Origin of the sequence: Xanthomonas sp. SHU 166, from assembly GCF_000364685.1 — a bacterium.
GTDB lineage: Bacteria > Pseudomonadota > Gammaproteobacteria > Xanthomonadales > Xanthomonadaceae > Xanthomonas_A > Xanthomonas_A sontii.
Genome location: NZ_AQOJ01000041.1, coordinates 1 through 18,726, shown reverse-complemented (window position 1 = coordinate 18,726; position 18,726 = coordinate 1). Strand labels below are relative to the sequence as shown.

The 18,726-nt window shown below is 64.5% G+C and carries 7 protein-coding genes and 1 tRNA gene; 1 reads left to right on the top strand and 7 read right to left on the bottom strand.

Features of this window, described 5'->3' with window-relative positions; genetic code table 11:
- Nucleotides 1–81: 81 nt before the first annotated feature.
- Entirely contained in the window at nt 82–513 is a 432-nt protein-coding gene (locus tag D180_RS23225) for a SymE family type I addiction module toxin (RefSeq protein WP_157835406.1), read from the bottom strand.
- 359 nt (nt 514–872) lie between these two features.
- On the opposite strand from D180_RS23225, the gene D180_RS02005 reads away from it, so the two are divergent.
- Nucleotides 873–3,785, top strand: coding sequence for a DNA methyltransferase (locus D180_RS02005; protein ID WP_017911464.1), 2,913 nt, complete (start codon nt 873–875; stop codon nt 3,783–3,785).
- 250 nt (nt 3,786–4,035) lie between these two features.
- Here the strand turns inward: D180_RS02005 and D180_RS02000 are convergent, their stop codons facing one another.
- From D180_RS02000 to D180_RS01975, 6 genes are all read right to left on the bottom strand, one after another.
- Nucleotides 4,036–5,901: a UvrD-helicase domain-containing protein gene (locus D180_RS02000; RefSeq protein ID WP_017911463.1), complete on the bottom strand. Its 1,866-nt coding sequence runs from the start codon at nt 5,899–5,901 to the stop codon at nt 4,036–4,038.
- A complete protein-coding gene (locus tag D180_RS01995; protein WP_043090309.1) occupies nt 5,894–8,188 on the bottom strand; it encodes an AAA family ATPase in 2,295 nt (764 codons plus the stop codon). The genes D180_RS02000 and D180_RS01995 overlap by 8 nt, the downstream gene beginning before the upstream one ends.
- Nucleotides 8,189–9,063: 875 nt before the next feature.
- Nucleotides 9,064–9,139, bottom strand: a tRNA-Ile gene (locus tag D180_RS01990).
- A 353-nt stretch (nt 9,140–9,492) separates the two neighbouring features.
- Complete coding sequence (gene glgB / locus D180_RS01985) at nt 9,493–11,676, bottom strand: 1,4-alpha-glucan branching protein GlgB (RefSeq protein WP_017911461.1); 2,184 nt, start codon at nt 11,674–11,676, stop codon at nt 9,493–9,495.
- The gene (treS, locus tag D180_RS01980; RefSeq protein ID WP_017911460.1) at nt 11,673–15,026 is read right to left on the bottom strand and encodes a maltose alpha-D-glucosyltransferase; all 3,354 of its coding nucleotides are present in this window, start codon (nt 15,024–15,026) and stop codon (nt 11,673–11,675) included. The genes glgB and treS overlap by 4 nt, the downstream gene beginning before the upstream one ends.
- Complete coding sequence (locus D180_RS01975; protein WP_232760267.1) at nt 15,023–18,124, bottom strand: maltotransferase domain-containing protein; 3,102 nt, start codon at nt 18,122–18,124, stop codon at nt 15,023–15,025. The genes treS and D180_RS01975 overlap by 4 nt, the downstream gene beginning before the upstream one ends.
- Between the last annotated feature and the right edge of the window lie 602 nt (nt 18,125–18,726).

The following is an 18,726-nucleotide window of genomic DNA, read 5'->3' as shown; positions in this document are numbered from 1 at the left end:
GCGACCGGCACGCGTCATCTCCACCGTCAAACGCTTCGGCTCATGGCTCCGCCCCGGCAACCCACCTTCAAAACTTGGCGGCTACGGCGCCACCTTGCACGAGCGTCGTTTCTTCGCCACGGGCGGCGGCACCACCTGCACTACCGTGATCAGCAGAGCGCCATTAGCCATCGTGATTCGCGCCTTGCCACCCACCGCGAAGCCGAGGCCTTCCAGCCACAGGCCATGCAAGCGCAGGCTGGGCACCTGCCGCCCAACTCGCATGCCATCGCGCTCCACGTCGTAATGGCGATAGCCAATGGTGCACTGCGTGGGCCGACGCGGGATCGAGCGCCTGGGCACTGGGTCCTTGCCGGTCTCGGGGCACAACGGCGGCGCCGACGCGCCAGGCAGCGGCTCGGCGGCAATCGCGTCCAGGGGGTCGGGCGATTCGAGCTTGAGCCAGCAGGGTGGAGCCTTGGCGGCGCGGCGAGGGGATTTGGTCTTTGAAAGGGCGGAAGCGCTACCGGACATGACGTCCTCCATTTGAGTGGGAGTCGCCAAGTGATTTCGGGAGACCAAACCCGGCTGCGGAATTTGCCGCAGCAGGTAGATGGTTGCTCGCCCCAAAAGCAGGTGTCAACGTTTAAAACAGGAATATTGTAGACATCTGCAGGAAATCGCGCGGGTGCGTATATAAGTTAACCTAGTCCAAATATCGTGAGACCTGATGCAGAGTTGGACGTATCGTTTGGACGCCTTGTGCACCGGCTCGAACGTCGTCCCCATAGGCTGCAAGTGCGCTCAGCCACAGTCATCACAGAGCGCTGCATGGGTCGGGCCTTCGTCTCAGGCATAATCAGTCGTTCATGGGACATGGGGAAGCCGTCGGAATGACGCCGGAAGAGTTTATCGGCCTCTGGAAGGGCCACAACTTCAACGAACGCGAAGGCGCGCAATTGCACTTTTCGCACCTGTGTCGGCTGCTTGGGGTGGATGAGCCCCTCAAAAAGGGGGAATACCAGTTCGAGCGTGGCGCAGAGAAGTCCGGCGGAGGTAATGGTTGGGCTGACGTGTGGAAGCGCGGCCATTTCGCGTGGGAGAACAAGAAGCCGGGCCGAAACCTGAAAGATGCGCTGAAGCAGCTCACGGACTACACACTGCAACTTGAGAATCCTCCCCTACTGATCGTGTGCGACCGCGAGCGCATCGTCATCCACAAGGCATTCACCGGCTACCCCGACGAGCCGGAGACCATCCTCATCGAAGACTTGGCCGACGAGGCCGTCCGCCAGCGCTTGCGCTGGGTGTGGACCGACCCGGGCAAGCTGCGCCCAGAGAAGTCCTCTGCCGCCATCACGGCAGAGGCCGCCAAGCGTTTCGCGGACTTGGCCGAAGCGATGCGCCATCGCGGCGAGGACCGCGACAAGGTGGCCCACTTCCTCGTGCAATGCTTGTTTTGTATGTTCGCCGAGGACGAGGAGCTACTGCCTAAAGGAATCTTCACCAACCTGCTGACCAACGCCGGCACGGATGTGATCAAGGCCGCGAAGCGGATCGAAACGCTTTTCAAGGCCATGGGAAAGCCCAAGGGCGAGTATGGCGACCACGACATCCAATGGTTCAACGGAGGGCTGTTCAGTGACATCGCCGCGCCTAATCTGACAGCGTCCGACGTTGACACCCTGCGGCGGGCGGCCTCCGACATGGACTGGCGGGCCATCGATCCGACCATTTTCGGCACCCTGTTCGAGCGCGGTTTAGGCGAGCAGCGCGCGCCCTTGGGCGCTCACTACACTGACACCGGCACCATCGCCAAGCTGGTGGACCCGCTGGTGCGCGAGCCGCTGCTGACCGAATGGGATTCGGTACGCACGCAGATCGCCGAGTTGGCGCCGAAGTTCGGCATGGTCAAGGGACGCGGAAATTCATACCGTGCCAACGAGGCCCTCCGGAAGGGCGAAGCCCTGTACCGCGCTTTCCTCCTGCGCCTCAACCAGTTCCACGTGCTCGACCCGGCTTGTGGCTCAGGCAACTTCCTGTACCTCGCTCTGAAGGCGATGCGGGACGTAGAAAAGCAAGCGCATGTGCAAGCCCAGGAATTGGGCCTGCATGGGGAGGTCGCCATGCAAACGGGTCCGCACAACATCCTCGGATTGGAAATCAACGAGTTCGCCGCCGAACTGGCCAGGGTGACCGTCTGGATCGGCGACATTCAGTGGTGCCGCCAGAATGGTTGGCAGCACAGCATCAATCCCATCCTGAAGCCGTTGGACGGTATCGAGAACCGAGATGCGCTATTGAACGCGGATGGCTCGGAGGCTAAGTGGCCGAAGGCGGATGTCGTTGTCGGCAACCCTCCATTCCTCGGTGACAAGAAGATGCAGGGCGAGTTGGGGGTGGCGTACACCAAGCTGGTTCGCAAGGTCTATGACGGCCGCGTGCCAGGCGGGGCGGACTTGGTATGCTTTTGGCTGGAGAAGGCGCGCGATCAGATCGAAGCCGGAGATCTGCAGGCCGCAGGATTGGTTTCGACCAACTCGATTCGTGGTGGAGCAAATCGTAAAGTATTGCAACGCATTTTGAAAACCACGCGCATCTTCCTCGCGTGGAGTGATGAAGAATGGTGGGATAATGGCGCAGCCGTACGAGTGTCAATGACAGGATTTGGCAACCGTGCGGGCGCCGTGCTAAATGGAAAACCCGTAGGCGAAATCTATGCCGACCTAACCGCGGGCGGGAAAGACATAGCTGACATCACCAAGGCCAATCGCATTACGCAGAATCTCGGCATGTCGTTTCAGGGTGTAACGCCGTCGGCATCCTTGCAGCGCAAGCGTCGTGAAGAACTGGGGCTACCCGATGCTTCTTTCAACCTAATGGGCGACGAGGCGCGAAGCCTGCTGAATGAACCGGCCAATCTTCGCGGCGAGCCGATGGCCGATGTGGTTAGACCGTACTGGATTGCTGACGACATTACATCGAGGCCGCTTGACCGATTCATCGTCAACTTCGGCACAAGGGACGAGATCTCGGCCGCAATGTTCGAGAAGCCGTTTGCGGCAATCTCCAATGTTCGCCTCCATCGTGCGTACGCAAGGCGAAACGCAGACTACCCATGGTGGCTGCTGCTCTGGCCCCGCCCGCAGATGTTCGCCGCTCTGAGTGAGCTTCCACGCTTCATCGCCATCCCTCGCGTTTCTAAACACCACTTGTGCGTCTGGGCACCTGCTGGCGTGGTGCCTGGCGATGCACTAGTTGTTGTCGCACGCGATGACGACACCTCCATGGGAATTCTTCAGTCCCGCATTCATGAAGTCTGGGCGCTAAGACAAGGAACAAATCTGGGGGTCGGGAACGATCCACGCTACACGCATACGACTTCCTTTGAAACGTTTCCCTTCCCGGAGGGCATGACGCCGGATGTTCCTGCGGAAGCATATGGGGAAGAACTGAGCGCGCAACGAATCGCTGTGGCGGTGAAGGCGTTGGTTGAATCACGCGACGCTTGGCTAAACCCTCAAGAATGGGTCGATTGGGTACGCACTCCCGGCGAAGAGAAGGCTGGCTTTCCTATGCGGCCTGTGCTCAAGCCGGACAAGTTAGACAAGGCCCCTGAGCTGAGGAAGCGCACCTTGACCAACCTTTACAACGGACGGCCCAACTGGTTGACGCTGCTGCATGAAGCCTTGGACAAGGCTGTCGCCGAAGCCTACGGCTGGGCGGACTACACCCCGGGGATGGCCGACGAGGAGATTTTGCGACGTCTGCTGGCACTAAACCACGCCCGAGCGGGTTTGGGATAGCCCGCCCGCGCCGCGCTGATGTAGCTGACCTGCTCCGGCGGACGCTGTGAAAGCCTGAGAATCACTCCCGAGCAATGAAAAAAAAGGGGATAGCTTGCTTGACACCGCCGGTACGCCGGCCTCCAACGGTGGCAAGACGCAGAAGAGGAGGGAGATGTGTTGGCCGGTGCCCGAAACCGCGTTGTTGCGGTTGACCTCGGCTGGTGGGGGGCCGTGCTTGCCCCGAATCGGACCGCGGCTCGCCGCACCGTCAGATGAGGACCACCTCATCCGCACCGAACCACCCTTTGCGGATGACCTCATCACGGACGGCCCCAGGATTCTGGGCGTAGACCATCAGAGCCAGGCTATGCTCCGCCCGGCTGCAGGTCACATATAGAAGGCGGCGTGTTTGGGCGCGCTGGGAATCGCCTCCTCCGGCTTCCTTCTCTGCGTCTCTATCGGTGGCCCTGGTGCCTAGGACCTTGTCATAACTGAAGGTAAACCCGTTCGCCTCATCGTCACTAATGACGACCAACACTCGCGGGAACTCAAGTCCCTTTACCCCCTGGTGCGTATCGAATGCAGATAATCCCCTCGCATAAAGGGCCATGGCGCGAATCTGGGAGAATGGTGCTAGCAGCACTCTGCGCCAAGCGCGCATTTGTTGTGCCTGGCGGTCGTCTTCGGGAGCGGCCCCGTCGTCAGGCTCCTGCGTGTTAAGGGCTTGGAGGAGTTCATTTGGAACGGCCAGCAGCCCGCTCTCCTGCAGTCCGCTGATGACCTCGCGCAGTGGGGGGTCGCAATCACACAGTTGCTCGGTCAAGCGACGTGCACCATCGCCTGCGGCTCGGACCGCATCCAACTGGTCGGCGTGTCCGGCAAGCGCTTTACCATCAAAGAGGGGGGAGCGTGTCCGAATGCTGTCGACCAGTGCGAACTCGTCACCGGAGAGGCCCGCGTCCACAATAGGTAGAACGTCGTCTAAAAGAAAATTGACAGGTCCCAGCACACCGTCCAGGAGCGATGTCCTCAGTGTTTCGGTCTCATACAAAGGCCCGAAAACGTCATCGAATCCGAGCCGCCGGGACGCCATACGATGTTCGAGAACGAGAGTCTTGCGGTGTTCAGGCCCGAGCCCCCACTCGGCAGCGCCGGTGATCTCAGCCATCCTGCAAGCCACCTCCTCCTCGAGCTCAAGTGTCTTGGTTGCACCAAGGCCGGTGATAAAGATCCTCACAAATCCACCGGGCTTGTCATGGCGAGCGCGTTGCCTCTGCCCATCTACCTCCGAGCGGATAGTGTTAACGAGACGGACAATGCGCTCGGCCGACCGGTGATTCATCACCTTTGCAGGCCTCGCCCATTCTCTTGGTACCACCTCCTCGAGACGAGGCATGCCATGAGTGTAGATTCGCTGCATCGTGTCACCGAGAAGCCCGAGGGCGAACCGGTCGCTTGCGTGTGCTTGGATCGAGAGAAGCGCCTCCATAACTTCCTCGTGCGTGTCCTGACTCTCATCAATGAGAACGACTGGATAGAGGTCGACGAGGACTTCGCGCAGCGGGTGTTTTTGCAGGAAGTCTCCGGCCATGCCGATAACTTCTTGGTGCGTCAGGGCCCCCCGCAGGCGCTCTGTCCCTGATGCGCTGTAGTGGAACGACAGCGCCGAATCGAGCGCTTCGAGACGCTTTTCCTTTCGCTCGAAATCGGCCTTGTTCTTGAGAAATGTCTTGTTCTCTTCACGTGCACGCCCCATTGCATCTGCAAGTTTCGCCATCGATTTGGCAATAGAAGCCTTCAGCCATGTCCTGATTTCATCGTCGAAACCCTTAATGAGGCGCCAGGCAAAACTGTGAATGGTCGAGACGTCGACCAGAGCGTCAAATTCAATTCGCCGGAGAATCTCGTCGCGTGCGGCATTTGTGTAGGTAATGACCGCGATCCGTTGTCCCTTGTACACCAGCCGCTCGCGTTCGCGCAGCCGGAGTTTTCCAATTGCATCAACAAGGGAACGCGTCTTGCCGGAGCCGGCCCCGGCGTACATGAAGAAGCTCTGCGGGGCATCCAGATGCAAGCACTGGTCAATGACCACGTCGACCTCGTTGTCGACCAAGCTGTCGGGCACCTCACTCATGCGCGCCGTCCTCTACAGGAACGGACACCAGAAGCATCTCGTGTTTTTTCTTGACGATGCGCTCCTGAAGCCAAGAAAGGCCCTCTTCGATATAGGACGGAGGAATGAGGGCCTCAAATTTGGTGTCATAAAGGACGCCGAGTGCGAACCCGGCCTTGTCGCCATCACCGATGACATTAAACAACCCAGCGGCGAGGGCGTCGCCACTTACTGCCTTTGCAACTTCCCGCACCACCGCACCTATCATTCCTTTGCCCTTTGCGGCTGAAAAATGCGCAAGATTGGCGAAGATCAGCGCGTCCTCGAATGTTCCTGGCAACACCTCTTGCGGCGCAGCCCCGGCTGGCACTGCTACATAGGCCGGCGTCTGGTAGGCCATGCGAATGGAGTAGAGGTCGTCGGAAACTATGACTTTATCAGCCTCTGATAGGTCAAGCAGGCCATCAATCCCACTCTTCTTGTTTTTTGACTTCAACCAGTTTCGCAGTGTCGGGTTTCCCGTAACCTGCCCTGCGTTGCGCTTGACCTGCACGGAAGCCTTGCCGCTCAACGCGTCGATGTCGGTGATGACAAGGCACGGGATTCCCAGAGCGTCGAGCAACGGACGCAAACGGTGGGCGTGACTGCCGCCTACCTCCAGCAAGGTGACGTATGCCTGGTGAAGCTGCAAAAATCGGTTGCGAATAAAGTGCGGGAGCAGAATTCGTTCGGCGGCGCCCTCGACGAGTATCAACGCGTCCGCGAAGAACACGTCCGCATGCTGTGAGCGCAGATAGCGGGTGACAAACCGTTTCGTGTTGGTGTCATCCCCAAAGACGGCCTCGAGGTTCGAAACAGTCGACACCGGCACCTGTTTTCCATGCATCCCTGCCGGAAGGCGCCTGAAGTACCGGAGTGACGCATACGGGAGTTCGTGAGCTATGTGGCTCGAATGCGAACTCACCACCAACTGCGTCGAGAGGCCGGGAAATTTCTTCAACAACGGATCATTGGTAAGCACATGATAGGCGTGGCGTACGAACACCTGCTGCACCTGAGCGTGAAGATGCGCCTCCGGCTCCTCAATCATCACGAGGTGGATTGGCTCGACGACCACATCGTCAGATGCGAGCGCTGCCTTACTCTTGCGCAGCCAGGCGTCCCTAAAACTCATCAAGCGAAAGATCATCGAGATGAGGTTCTGGTATCCGAGTCCGTTGGAGGTCTCAGGAAGCCGAAGCGGTGGCGCGCCGGCCGCGCCACCAACAGAGTCGAGTTCGAAGAGCACGGCCGATTCGTGATTGATTCCGTCGGCCGCACTCAGCTGTGTCGCCACATGTATCGTCGGGTCGTTGGCCCCCGGATACCCTAGCGATTCGACTTCCTGGAACGCCGGCCTGAAGCTCGCAGCGAGCCTAACATCGAACGCGACGCGGGCCGCGTCCATCGCCCGGAGGGCCTCAATATCTGTTGGTCCGGGTGACTGTTCCGGGTCGAGGTGCCGCTTGTAATAAGCCCGCAGCTGCTCGGACAACCGTCGTCCAGACCGTCCCGCCGATGTTGAATCCTCGCTTTCGCTTCCGTCCAGTTCACCGAATCCGCGCTGGGCATTGATTTCGTGAATCCGAACCAGACCGGCAAGCGGGTTGGCCTCCATAGGCACGGTCGACGGCCCGAGGGGTTGGAGCACCGCCTCTCGTGTCACCTTGTCCGGCTCGACGAGCTTGGCCGGATCAAGGCGGTACCAGCGCATTTCGAAATGCGCGCCAAGCCGCCTGGTGAGGAAATCGGTAAGGTCCTTCGGCCAGAGCGTCAACGCCGCCTTGCCAGCATCTTTGGCGGCCTCTGCCTCCAGCGCATGAACCCGCTCGCGTTCCGACCGGAAATCGTTGTACAGCGCGATGATGTCCTTCGGCTCGAGCCGGAACCGCACGCCTACAAGCCCGCTACGCCAACTGAAGGATGGAATGAGGTCCTTGACGAAGTGGAGTTCACCGTTTTTTGCAGACAGCCATAGGTCAAGCATCGGGACCATAGCCATCCACGGATCAACCACCGGTGGTTGACTCCCCGCAGGGGCGGCTTCCCATGCCTTTCCCATCGCATCAATCGTGGGGAAGTGACAGAGGGTAAAATCGAGCAGCCTGAATGTGCTCTTATGCGAGACAAGGAATCGACGCAACGCAAGCATCGCAGAGGACTTTCCGCTGTTGTTGGCTCCAACGAGAAGGGTGGTGTCGTCCGTGAGGTCGACGCGGACCGCTTGGAGCTTGCGGAAATTAGCGATTTCGATATGCCGAATCTTCATTATTTCTTCCCTGAGTTACTTGGACCCGTTCGCACATTTTTGCGCTCGACCTTGGCTACAACGCAAGCTCTGGCAAAAGACTGAACCTCACCCTCGGTCTTGCCGACCATGAGAAATTCCGAGCGGAACTTTCTGCACTTGAAGTGGGACAGTCCGCAAAGGACGCAAATTTCCCGTGATTCGCCTAAGCGTCTAAGCATGCATTGCCGGAACCGGTGGACAACCTGCCTGCTAGAACTGCTAGCACTAGGATGGCCAAGTCTAGGCTAGCGCACATTACCGAGAGGCAGGAGCCGCTCAGCCGGCCGGAAACAAAACGCCTAAACACTCCTATTCGACAACGCCGACGGATGTGTTTCAAGTCTCGGTGTGCCTGCGCCTCACCGTAGGCTCTAGAAGTTGCCTTGGTCGACGTCCGCTTCAGGTCGGAAGCACTCGGCTAAGTGCGGCCAGAAGCGCACGTTCAGCGCCTACTGAGTACGCCAGCTCGCACTCAGAGATAGGTCTCTACGCAAGAAGTGAACCTAGAACCTGTCTTCTTATCGGAGAGCCGCATCGGGTCATGGCCGCCCTGCTGCTATCCATGGCCTATCTGTAGCCAAGGGACAGTCCCCCAAGGCCTAGAGATGCGGCAGCCTAGTGCCAGCGATATGTGGCACTGCCTCATCGCGTGACACTGTCGGACAGTTCTGCCTGGCACGAACCCAATTTCCTCACCGCTGATGATCATCACGACCAGATCGATGTACGCATGTCGAGGGTGTGCGGGGCTTACCCCGACCCAAACCGGCATCTCAATCAAAGAGCGGGGTCAAGTGCACTTCTAGTACCACTTTTTCAAGAGCAGACAACATTTAAATGTATTTTCGTGCTTATGGTGGGCCCACCAGGATTCGAACCTGGAACCAAAGGATTATGAGTCCTCTGCTCTAACCGTTGAGCTATAGGCCCGGATGCGTCCGGAGCGGGCGGGCGATGCGTCGGCCGCCGGCTTGGCGCCTCTGGCGTGCATGCAGAGGAAGGCGCCGAGGCGGGCGTGAGTTTACCGGTCGGGGTGGTGGGCTGTCTGCCCGGGGCGGTAGACGGGGCCGAGAATTGCGCTCGGCCTGTGGCCTCAGCGCGTTAGGCGGCAAGGATTGCACCTGATCGGTGCGCATCCTTGGCATCCTCATGGGGTTGCGGCTCAGGTGCTGACAGTGGGTCGGGAAAGCGTCGGGACTGAAGTCCCTCCCACAACAGCCGGCTTCTCTCCGAACAGCCGGCTGTCTCCGCGCTCTCGCCGCGGTCCCTTCTGCTTTCTCGCCCTACTCCTCGACCCCCAACACCAGCACCGCCAGCGGCGGGATGGTCAACGCCAGCGACGCCGGATGCCCGTGCGCGCCGACGTTCTCGGCACGCACGCTGCCACCGTTGCCGGTGTTGCTGCCGCCGTAGATCTCGCTGTCGGAGTTGAGCAGTTCGCGCCAGCGGCCGCCACGGGGCACGCCGATGCGGTAGCCGTGGTGCACCTGCGGGGTGAGGTTGGCCACCACCAGCAGCGGGGTGTCGCCGCTACGGGCCTTGCGCAGGTAGGCGAACAGGCTGTTGCCGGCATCGTCGCCGATGACCCAGGCGAAACCTTCCGGTTCGTCGTCGCGGGCGTGCAGTGCGGGGTGTTCGGCGTAGAGGCGGTTGAGGTCGCGGACCAGGCGCTGGATGCCGCGGTGGTTGGGTTGGTCGAGCAGGTGCCAGGGCAGCGCGGCGTCGTGGTTCCACTCGGTGGGCTGGGCGATCTCGCAGCCCATGAACAGCAATTTGCGGCCGGGGTGGGTGTACATGTAGCCGAGGTAGGCGCGCAGGTTGGCGAAGCGCTGCCAGTCGTCGCCGGGCATGCGGCCGAGCAGGGAGCGCTTGCCGTGCACCACTTCGTCGTGGGAGATGGGCAGCATGAAACGCTCGGAATACGCGTAGACCATGCTGAAGGTCATCTCGCCGTGGTGGTAGCGGCGGTAGATCGGGTCCAGTTCGATGTAGTGCAGGCTGTCGTGCATCCAGCCCATGTTCCACTTGTAGTTAAAGCCCAGGCCACCGTGGGCAAGGTCGGCGGTGACGCCGGGCCAGGCGGTGGATTCTTCAGCGATGGTCATGGCGCCGGGCGCCTGCTCGGCCACCACCTGGTTGAGCCGGCGCAGGAAGGCGATGCTCTCGTAGTTCTCGCGGCCGCCGTGGATGTTGGGCACCCACTCGCCGGCGTTGCGGCTGTAGTCGCGGTAGAGCATGGAGGCGACCGCGTCCACGCGCAGGCCGTCGACGTGGTAGCGCTGCAGGAACTCCAGCGCGCTGGCGATCAGGAAGCCGGAGACTTCGCGACGGCCGTGGTTGTAGATGAGCGTGTTCCAGTCGCGGTGGAAACCTTCGCGCGGGTCGGCGTGTTCGTACAGCGCGGTGCCGTCGAAGTGGGCCAGGCCGTGCGCGTCGGTGGGGAAATGCGCCGGCACCCAGTCGACGATGACGCCGATGTCCTCGCGGTGGCAGCGATCGACGAAGCGGGCGAAGCCTTCCGGGCTGCCGAAGCGCGCGGTGGGCGCGAACAGGCCCAGCGGCTGGTAGCCCCAGGAGCCGCCGAACGGGTGTTCGGTGACCGGCAGCAGTTCGATGTGGGTGAAGCCCATGTCGGCGACGTACGGAATCAGCCGCTCGGCCAGCGAGTCCCAATCGAGCAGGCTGCCGTCGGCGGCGTGCATCCACGAGCCGGCGTGCACTTCGTACACGCTGATCGGCGCCTGCGGGGCGTGGCGGCGCGCGCGCGTGGCCATCCAGGCGTCGTCGCGCCACTGGAACGGCGTGGGGTCGGCGACGATGGAGGCGGTGCCGGGCGCCAGTTCGGCCTGGCGCGCGACCGGATCGGCCTTGGCCGGCAGTTCTTCGCCGCGCGGGCCGCGCAGAGCGAACTTGTAGCGGGCGCCGGGGCCGACGCCGGGCACGAACAGCTCCCACACGCCGGCCTGGTGGCGCAGGCGCATCGGGTGGCGGCGCGCGTCCCAGCTGTTGAAGTCGCCGATCACCGCCACGCGCGAGGCGTTGGGCGCCCACACCGCGAAGCGGGTGCCGCGCTCGCCGTCGACCTCGACCACGTTGGCGCCCAGCGCATCGGCCAGGTTCAGGTGATGGCCTTCGGCGATCAGGTGAAGGTCGAAGTCGCTGAGCTGCGGGCCGAACGCGTAGGCGTCGGCGGTGTCCTGCTCGCCGCCGGGCCAGCGGATGCGCAGGCGGTAGCGCCCTTCGCCCGGCAGTTCGGCATGGAAGAAGCCTTCCGGCCCCTGCTGAAGCGGCACTTCGCTGCCGTCCTCCAGCACCGCCAGCACCGCATCGGCGCCCGGCTGGTAGCTGCGCAGCACCCGCGCCTCGCCGAGGCGATGCGCGCCCAGCACGGCGAACGGGTCGCCGTGGCGGGCAGTGGCGAAGGCGCGTTGCGTCGCGTCGTCCCAGACGTGGACGGCATCACTCATCGAATCGACTCCTGGGGCGCGGGAAAGCGGTCGAGTATGCGCAACAGTCCCTGTATGGGCACCATGATCCATGCCGGGCGGTTGGCGGCCTCGTAGCGAATTTCGTAGCAGGCCTTCTCGATCAGGAACAGCAAGGTGGTGGCCTCGAACGCGGCCGGCGCCACCCACGGATGCGGGCTGGCATCGAGCACGGCGCGATAAGCGGCCAGGAAGGCGGCACTGGCGCGGCTGCGGAACGCGGCCAGGTACGCCTCCTGCGCGGTGTCCAGGCCGGCGCCGACGCGGGCGGCAGTGCCCTCCTCACCGCGCGCGGAGACTTCGCTGGCGTAGTCCAGCGAGCGCAGGAAGCCGGCCACGTCGTGCAACGGGCTGGCCTTGGCGCGGCGTTCGTCCAGCGACTTGGCCGGCTCGCCTTCGAAGTCGATCAGCACCACGTCGTCGAACGCGACCAGGATCTGGCCGAGGTGGAAATCGCCGTGTACGCGGGTCAGCAGCGCACCGGACAACAGCGACAGCGCCTGCCGCAGCCAGGCATCCAGGCGCGCGCGTTCGGCCAGCAGGCTGTCCACCGCGGCGTGTTCGGCCGGGTCGTCGTTGGCGTCGCGATGCGCGATGAGCGTGTCCCACATCGCCTGCACTTCGTGCACCACGCCGTCCACCACCTGCTGCGCGGCGGCCGCGTCCACCGGTTGCGGCGCGAAGGCGGGCGCGTCGGTGGGCTGCGCCAGCGCCGCGTGCAGTTCGGCCAGGCGCCGGCCAACCAAGGCGGCGAAGGCGTCGTAGCCGGCCACGCTCTCCAGCCGCGCGGCATCGTCCTGAGCGGCGTCGTATTCCTCGGCACCGCGTGCGAGATGATCCAGCGTCCAGCGCCAGGCGTCGCCCTGGTTGCGCACGAAGCCCTGCAGCAGGGCCAGCGTGGTCTCGCTGCCGTCGGCCTCGACGCGGGCGACATGGCCCAGCAGCGGCGCGGCGTTGGCGTAGCCCAATTCGGTGAGGCGCTCGCCGATCTCGATCTCCGGGTTGACGCCGGCCGACACGCGGCGCAGCAACTTGAACACCGCCGCGTCGCCGACGATCAATGAGCTGTTGCTCTGCTCGGCCGACAGCCAGCGGATCTCCGGATCGGCGGGAATGTCCACGCGCTGCAGCGCCGGTGTCGGGCAGAAGCGGATGCGCTCGGTGCCGGCTTCATTGCCGGCCTCGCCATCCACACGCAACTCCGCCTTGTCGCGCAACGCGGCGAGCATGCTCAGGGTGAAGGGCTTCAGTGCGAAGGCATCGGTCAGGTAGCCGACCTCGCGGCCGTGACGCACGCGCGCCAGCGCCAGTTGTTCGGCCAATACGCTCGGCTGCTCGCGCTCCCAGACGATGCCCAGCGGCAGGATGTAGCGCTCGTGGGCGCCGTCGTCCAGCTCCGCCTCGATCTCCAGCAGGGTCAGACCGTCGCCGCCGGACAGCGGCGTGCGCCGTGCGATGCGTACGCTGCGCAGCGCGCGGTCCTTGGCCGCGAACCAGCGCCGCGTGGACAGCCACGCCGGCAGGATGTCGCGTTCCAGCGTCGGCAGATGCGCCTGCAGGCCGGCGCTATCGACCGTATTGCGCAGCACCAGGGTCTGGTAGTCCGGCAGCGGCACCGGCGCCGGTACGTGCCAGTCCGGCAGCGTGGCATTGCCGACCAGTTGGAAAGCGTAGAAACCGAACGCCGGCACGGTGAGCAGATAGGTCAGGCGCCCGATCGGCGGGAAGCTGCCGCCGCCGAGGATGTCCACCGGCACCCGGCCCTCGAACTCGGACAGGTCCAGTTCCACCGCCTGCAGCGTATGCGAGAGGTTGGCCACGCACAGCACGGTCTCGTCCTCGTGGCAGCGCAGGTAGGCGAGCAGGCGGCGGTTGCCCGGATACAGGAAGCGCAGCGCACCGCGACCGAAGGCGCGGTAGCGCTTGCGCACCGACAGCACGCGGCGGGTCCAGGTCAGCAGCGAGTACTGGTCGCGCTGCTGCGCTTCCACGTTGACCGCCTGGAAGCCGTACAGCGGGTCCATGATCGGCGGCAGCACCAGCGCCGCGGGATCGGCGCGCGAGAAGCCGCCGTTGCGGTCGATCGACCATTGCATCGGCGTGCGCACGCCGTCGCGGTCGCCGAGATGGATGTTGTCGCCCATGCCGATCTCGTCGCCGTAGTACAGCACCGGCGTGCCGGGCATGGTCAGCAGCAGCGAGGTCATCAACTCGATGCGGCGGCGGTCGCGCTCCAGCAGCGGCGCCAGGCGCCGGCGGATGCCGAGGTTGATGCGCGCGCGGCGGTCGGCGGCGTAGGTCTGCCACAGGTAGTCGCGCTCGGAGTCGGTGACCATCTCCAGGGTCAGTTCGTCGTGGTTGCGCAGGAAGATCGCCCACTGGCAACTCTCCGGGATCTCCGGGGTCTGGCGCATGATGTCGGTGATCGGGAAGCGGTCCTCGCGCGCGATCGCCATGTACATGCGCGGCATCAGCGGGAAGTGGAACGCCATGTGGCATTCGTCGGCGTTCTCGCCGAAGTACTGCTGGGTGTCTTCCGGCCACATGTTGGCCTCGGCCAGCAGCATGCGGTCGGGGTATTCGGCATCGAGCGTGGCGCGGATGCGGCGCAGGATGGCGTGGGTCTCGGGCAGGTTCTCGTTGGAGGTGCCCTCGCGCTCGATCAGGTACGGCACCGCGTCCAGGCGCAGGCCGTCCACGCCCAGGTCCAGCCAGAAGCGCATCACTTCCAGCACGGCTTCCAGCACGGCCGGGTTGTCGAAGTTCAGGTCCGGCTGGTGCGAGTAGAAGCGGTGCCAGAAGTACTGGCCGGCCTCCGGGTCCCAGGTCCAGTTGGACTTCTCGGTATCGCAGAAGATGATGCGGGTGCCGGCGTAGTCCTGGTCGCTGTCGGACCACACGTAGAACGCGCGCTCCGGGGAGCCGGCCGGAGCCATGCGCGCACGCTGGAACCAGGGGTGCTGGTCGGAGGTGTGGTTGATCACCAGTTCGGTGACAATGCGGATGCCGCGCGCGTGCGCCTGCTCCACGAAGCGCTGGAAGTCGGCGATGCTGCCGTAGTCCGGATGCACCGCCATGTACTCGGCGATGTCGTAGCCGTCGTCGCGGCGCGGGCTGGGGTAGAACGGCAGCAGCCAGATCGTGTCCACGCCCAGGTCGGCGATGTAGTCGAGCTTGGAAATCAGCCCGGGGAAGTCACCGATGCCGTCGTCGTTGGAATCGAAGAACGACTTGACGTGCACCTGGTAGATGATCGCGTCCTTGTACCAGCGCGCATCGCCGACCGGTGCGCGCGGCTCGAGTTGGGGGGACGACGGCGCGGCGACATTCATGCAGGAACTCCGGCGCGGATGCGCCACAGGGAGAACGGCCGCGACGGATCGAGGCGGATGTGTTGGGTCTTGCCGTACCAGGTGAAGTCGTGGCCGTCCCACAGGTCGCGCACGGCGACGCTGGCGTGGTCCGGCAGGCCCAGTTCCCACAGCGGCACTTCGATCTGCGCGTTCTGCGCCGCATGCGGTTCCAGGCTCACCGCCACCAGCACCAGGCTGCGCCCGCGCGCCAGGTGCGCTTCATCGAGGAACTTGCCGAAGTACAGCACCTGCTCGTTGTGCGCGACGTAGAAGCGCGTGCCCAGGTGCGACTGCAGCTCCGGATGCTGGCGGCGCAGCTGGTTGAGGCGGGTGATCTCCTCGACGATGTCGCCCGGTGCGCGCTCCGGCCACACGCGCAACTGGTACTTCTCCGAGTCGAGGTATTCCTCCTTGCCCGGCAGCGGCGTGGCCTCGCACAGTTCGAAGCCTTGGTACATGCCCCACAGCCCGGACAGCGTGGTGGCCAGCGCGGCGCGGATCAGGTGCCCGCTGCGCCCACTGTGCTGCAGGAACAGCGGATTGATGTCCGGCGTGTTGACGAAGAAATGCGGGCGGAAGCACTCGCTGGGCGCGCCGCTGTTGAGTTCCTCGATGTAGGCCTGCAGTTCGGCCTTGTGCTGGCGCCAGGTGAAATAGGTGTAGGACTGCGAGAAGCCGACCTTGGCCAGCCGGTACATCGGCTTGGGCCGGGTGAAGGCCTCGGACAGGAACACCACCTGCGGATGGCGCCCGCGTACTTCGGCGATCAGCCATTCCCAGAACGGGAACGGCTTGGTGTGCGGGTTGTCGACGCGGAACAGGGTGACGCCCTCGTTGACCCAGAACAGCACCGCATCGCGCAGCGCGTTCCACAGCGCCGGCACTGCGCCGCTGGCGTAGAAGTCGACGTTGACGATGTCCTGGTATTTCTTCGGCGGGTTCTCCGCGTACGGGATGGAGCCGTCGGCGCGCCAGGTGAACCAGTCCGGATGGTCGCGCAGCCACGGATGATCCGGCGCGCACTGGATGGCGAAATCCAGGGCCAGTTCCAGGCCGTGCTCGGCCGCAGCGGCACGTAGGCGGCGAAAACCGTCGAGCCCGCCCAGCTCGGGATGCACCTCGGTATGCCCACCTTCGGCCGATCCGATCGCATACGGGCTGCCGGGTTCGCCCGGCTCGGCGGTCACCGCGTTGTTGCGGCCCTTGCGGTTCTTCTCGCCGATGGGATGGATCGGCGGCATGTACAGCACGTCGAAGCCCATCGCCTGGATGTGCGGCAGCCGCGCGATCACGTCGTCGAAGGTGCCGTGGCGCTGCAGATCGCCGCTCTGCGAGCGCGGGAACAGTTCGTACCAGCTGGCGAAGTGCGCGGCGCGGCGTTCGGCCTCGACCCGGAAGGTCATCGGGTACTCGGTGCGGAACGGCTTGGCGTCGGCGCGCGCCATCGCCTCGGCGGTGTCGGGTTCGAGCAGCAACTGCGCCTTCTCGGCCAGGTCGTCGGTGCGGGCGATGCGGGTGGCGATGGCCTTCAGCCGCGTCGCCAGCGCGCCACGGCTGCGCCCGCGCGCCGCCTCGACCTGGGCCAGCGCTTCCTGCACGTCCACCGGCAGCAGGGTGCCGGCGGCGCGCTTCTTTTCCAAATCGGCGTGGGTGGTGGCGTAGACGTCGCGCCAGGCCTCGATGCGGAATTCGTAGCGACCAAGGCGCTGCAAGGGGAACTCACCGCGCCAGCGGTCGTTGCCGAGCGCGCGCATCGGTGTGCTGGACCAGGTACGCGCATCGGCGGCACGCCACAGCAGCGCCACGGCGATGCGGTCGTGGCCATCGCAGAACGCATCGGCTTCCACGCACACGCGGTCGCCGACCGTGCGTTTGACCGGGAAGCGTCCGTCGTCCACCGACGGCGTCACCGCCTCGATGCACACCCGCGCCTCGCCGGCGGCGATCTCGGCCGGTGTGCGTGCGCGCGCGGCGGTCAGTACCGGGCGCGCCGGCAGACTGCGATAGATGCGCACCTCGCCGGCTTCCAGGGTGCCGCCTTGCTCGCCCTGGATCGGCTCGCCATGGTCGCTGAGCAGGCCCTCGCTGTCGCCGAGCAGGCGCAGCAGCGCCGGCCCCGGTACCGGCAGCAGGTGGTCGCGGTCGCTGTTGAGCAGCACCAGCCATGCCGCGGCATCCAGCGGTTCCACCGCCACCGCGGTGAGCGCGCCGTCGCGCAGCAGCGGGCGCAGGCGCAGCGACGCGGTGGCGTCGGGCAACGACGCAGCCGGCGTGGACGCGTCGCTCTCGGAGGAGCCGTGCTGCGCAGGCGCGGGCTGCCCGTATTCTGTCGATGTGTCCTGCGCGGCGATCGCCCAGGCCCCACCGAACGCGGCGGCCAGGCGCTGCCGCTGCGCGCGTGGCAAGGGCAGCGGCGTATCCGAGGCCGTCTCGGCATCGACGGTGGCGACCACGCAACGCGCCAGCGCACGCAGGGCGCTGTCCTCATCGAAGAACCAGTCGCCGCGGCCGTCCCACCAGGCCAGCGAGGAGAACGCGGCATCGAAGCCGGCGCCCGCCAGGCTGCGCAAGGCGTCCAGGCCCAAGCCTGGCGTCCACGCCAGCAGCCGCGCCTGCGGCGCCTGTGCGTGGACCCCGTCGATCAGCGTGCGCCACAGCGACGCCGGCACGCGCTGCGGCTGCAACACGCGGAAGCCGGCCACGCCGCTATGCACCCAGTCGAGCAACCGCGCACTCCACCACTGCGCCAGGCCCGCCCCTTCTTCGGCGGAGGCGAAACGGCCCACTGCGATGTCCGGCGCGGCGCGCTCGGCGCGCGGATCCGGCAGCGCCGAGCTGCGCGCGCGGAACCAGTGCGGATGCTCCTGCAGCAGGCGGCTGCCGCCGCCGATCTCGTCGATGCGCAGGTCCAGCAGCACGCGCAGCCCATGCTGCTCGGCCCGCTGCAGCCAGTGGCGCAACTGTGTCTGGCCCGCCGCGTCGTCGGCTGCCGGATCGTGCAGACGGCCCTGCGCATCCTGTGCGAACGGATTGGGCAAGACGATGTGATCGCAGCCCTGTGCCTGTGCCGCCGCCATGGCCGCGTCCAGCGCGGCCGCATCGTGAGGAGGAAAGAGGGACAGCAGGCAGACATGCATTCGGAAGATCCCGTTCGACGAATGAGAAGGACACGTCGCCTCTGCGCACCGTTGCCGGCAGCGCGGACTGCGCCGTCGCATGGCAAGGGCGTCGGAACGGGATGCGCCTGCACGCGGTCGCGCTTCCAGAGATGGCGACGGCGCCGGCGCACCCGGTCCGCGCGATGCGATGCAGCCGCGCTACAAGACCACGAACGCCGCAAATGGAATGTGTGGATGACATTAAATGCGCGTGCATGTGATGCGACGCGCTGTGACAGGGTGTGGCGGCGCACGCTGCGCGACGCCATACGCAATGCGGGCCATGCCGAATTCACGCGATGCTGACGCTCGCGCTTGCGTCGCGCACGAGGCCGCAGTGCGGCGCAGAGGCCTCGGCCGTTTTCCAGGCGCAGACTCACGCCGGTGCGGCTTCAACGCATCTCCGAACTTACTGTCACTACACTCCAGCCGGACGCCACTGGCCCCTGGAACCCAACTGTCATGACGCCGCGACGCGCGAAGTGATGTGCTTTCCGATGCCGCAATGCGTCGGGACTGAA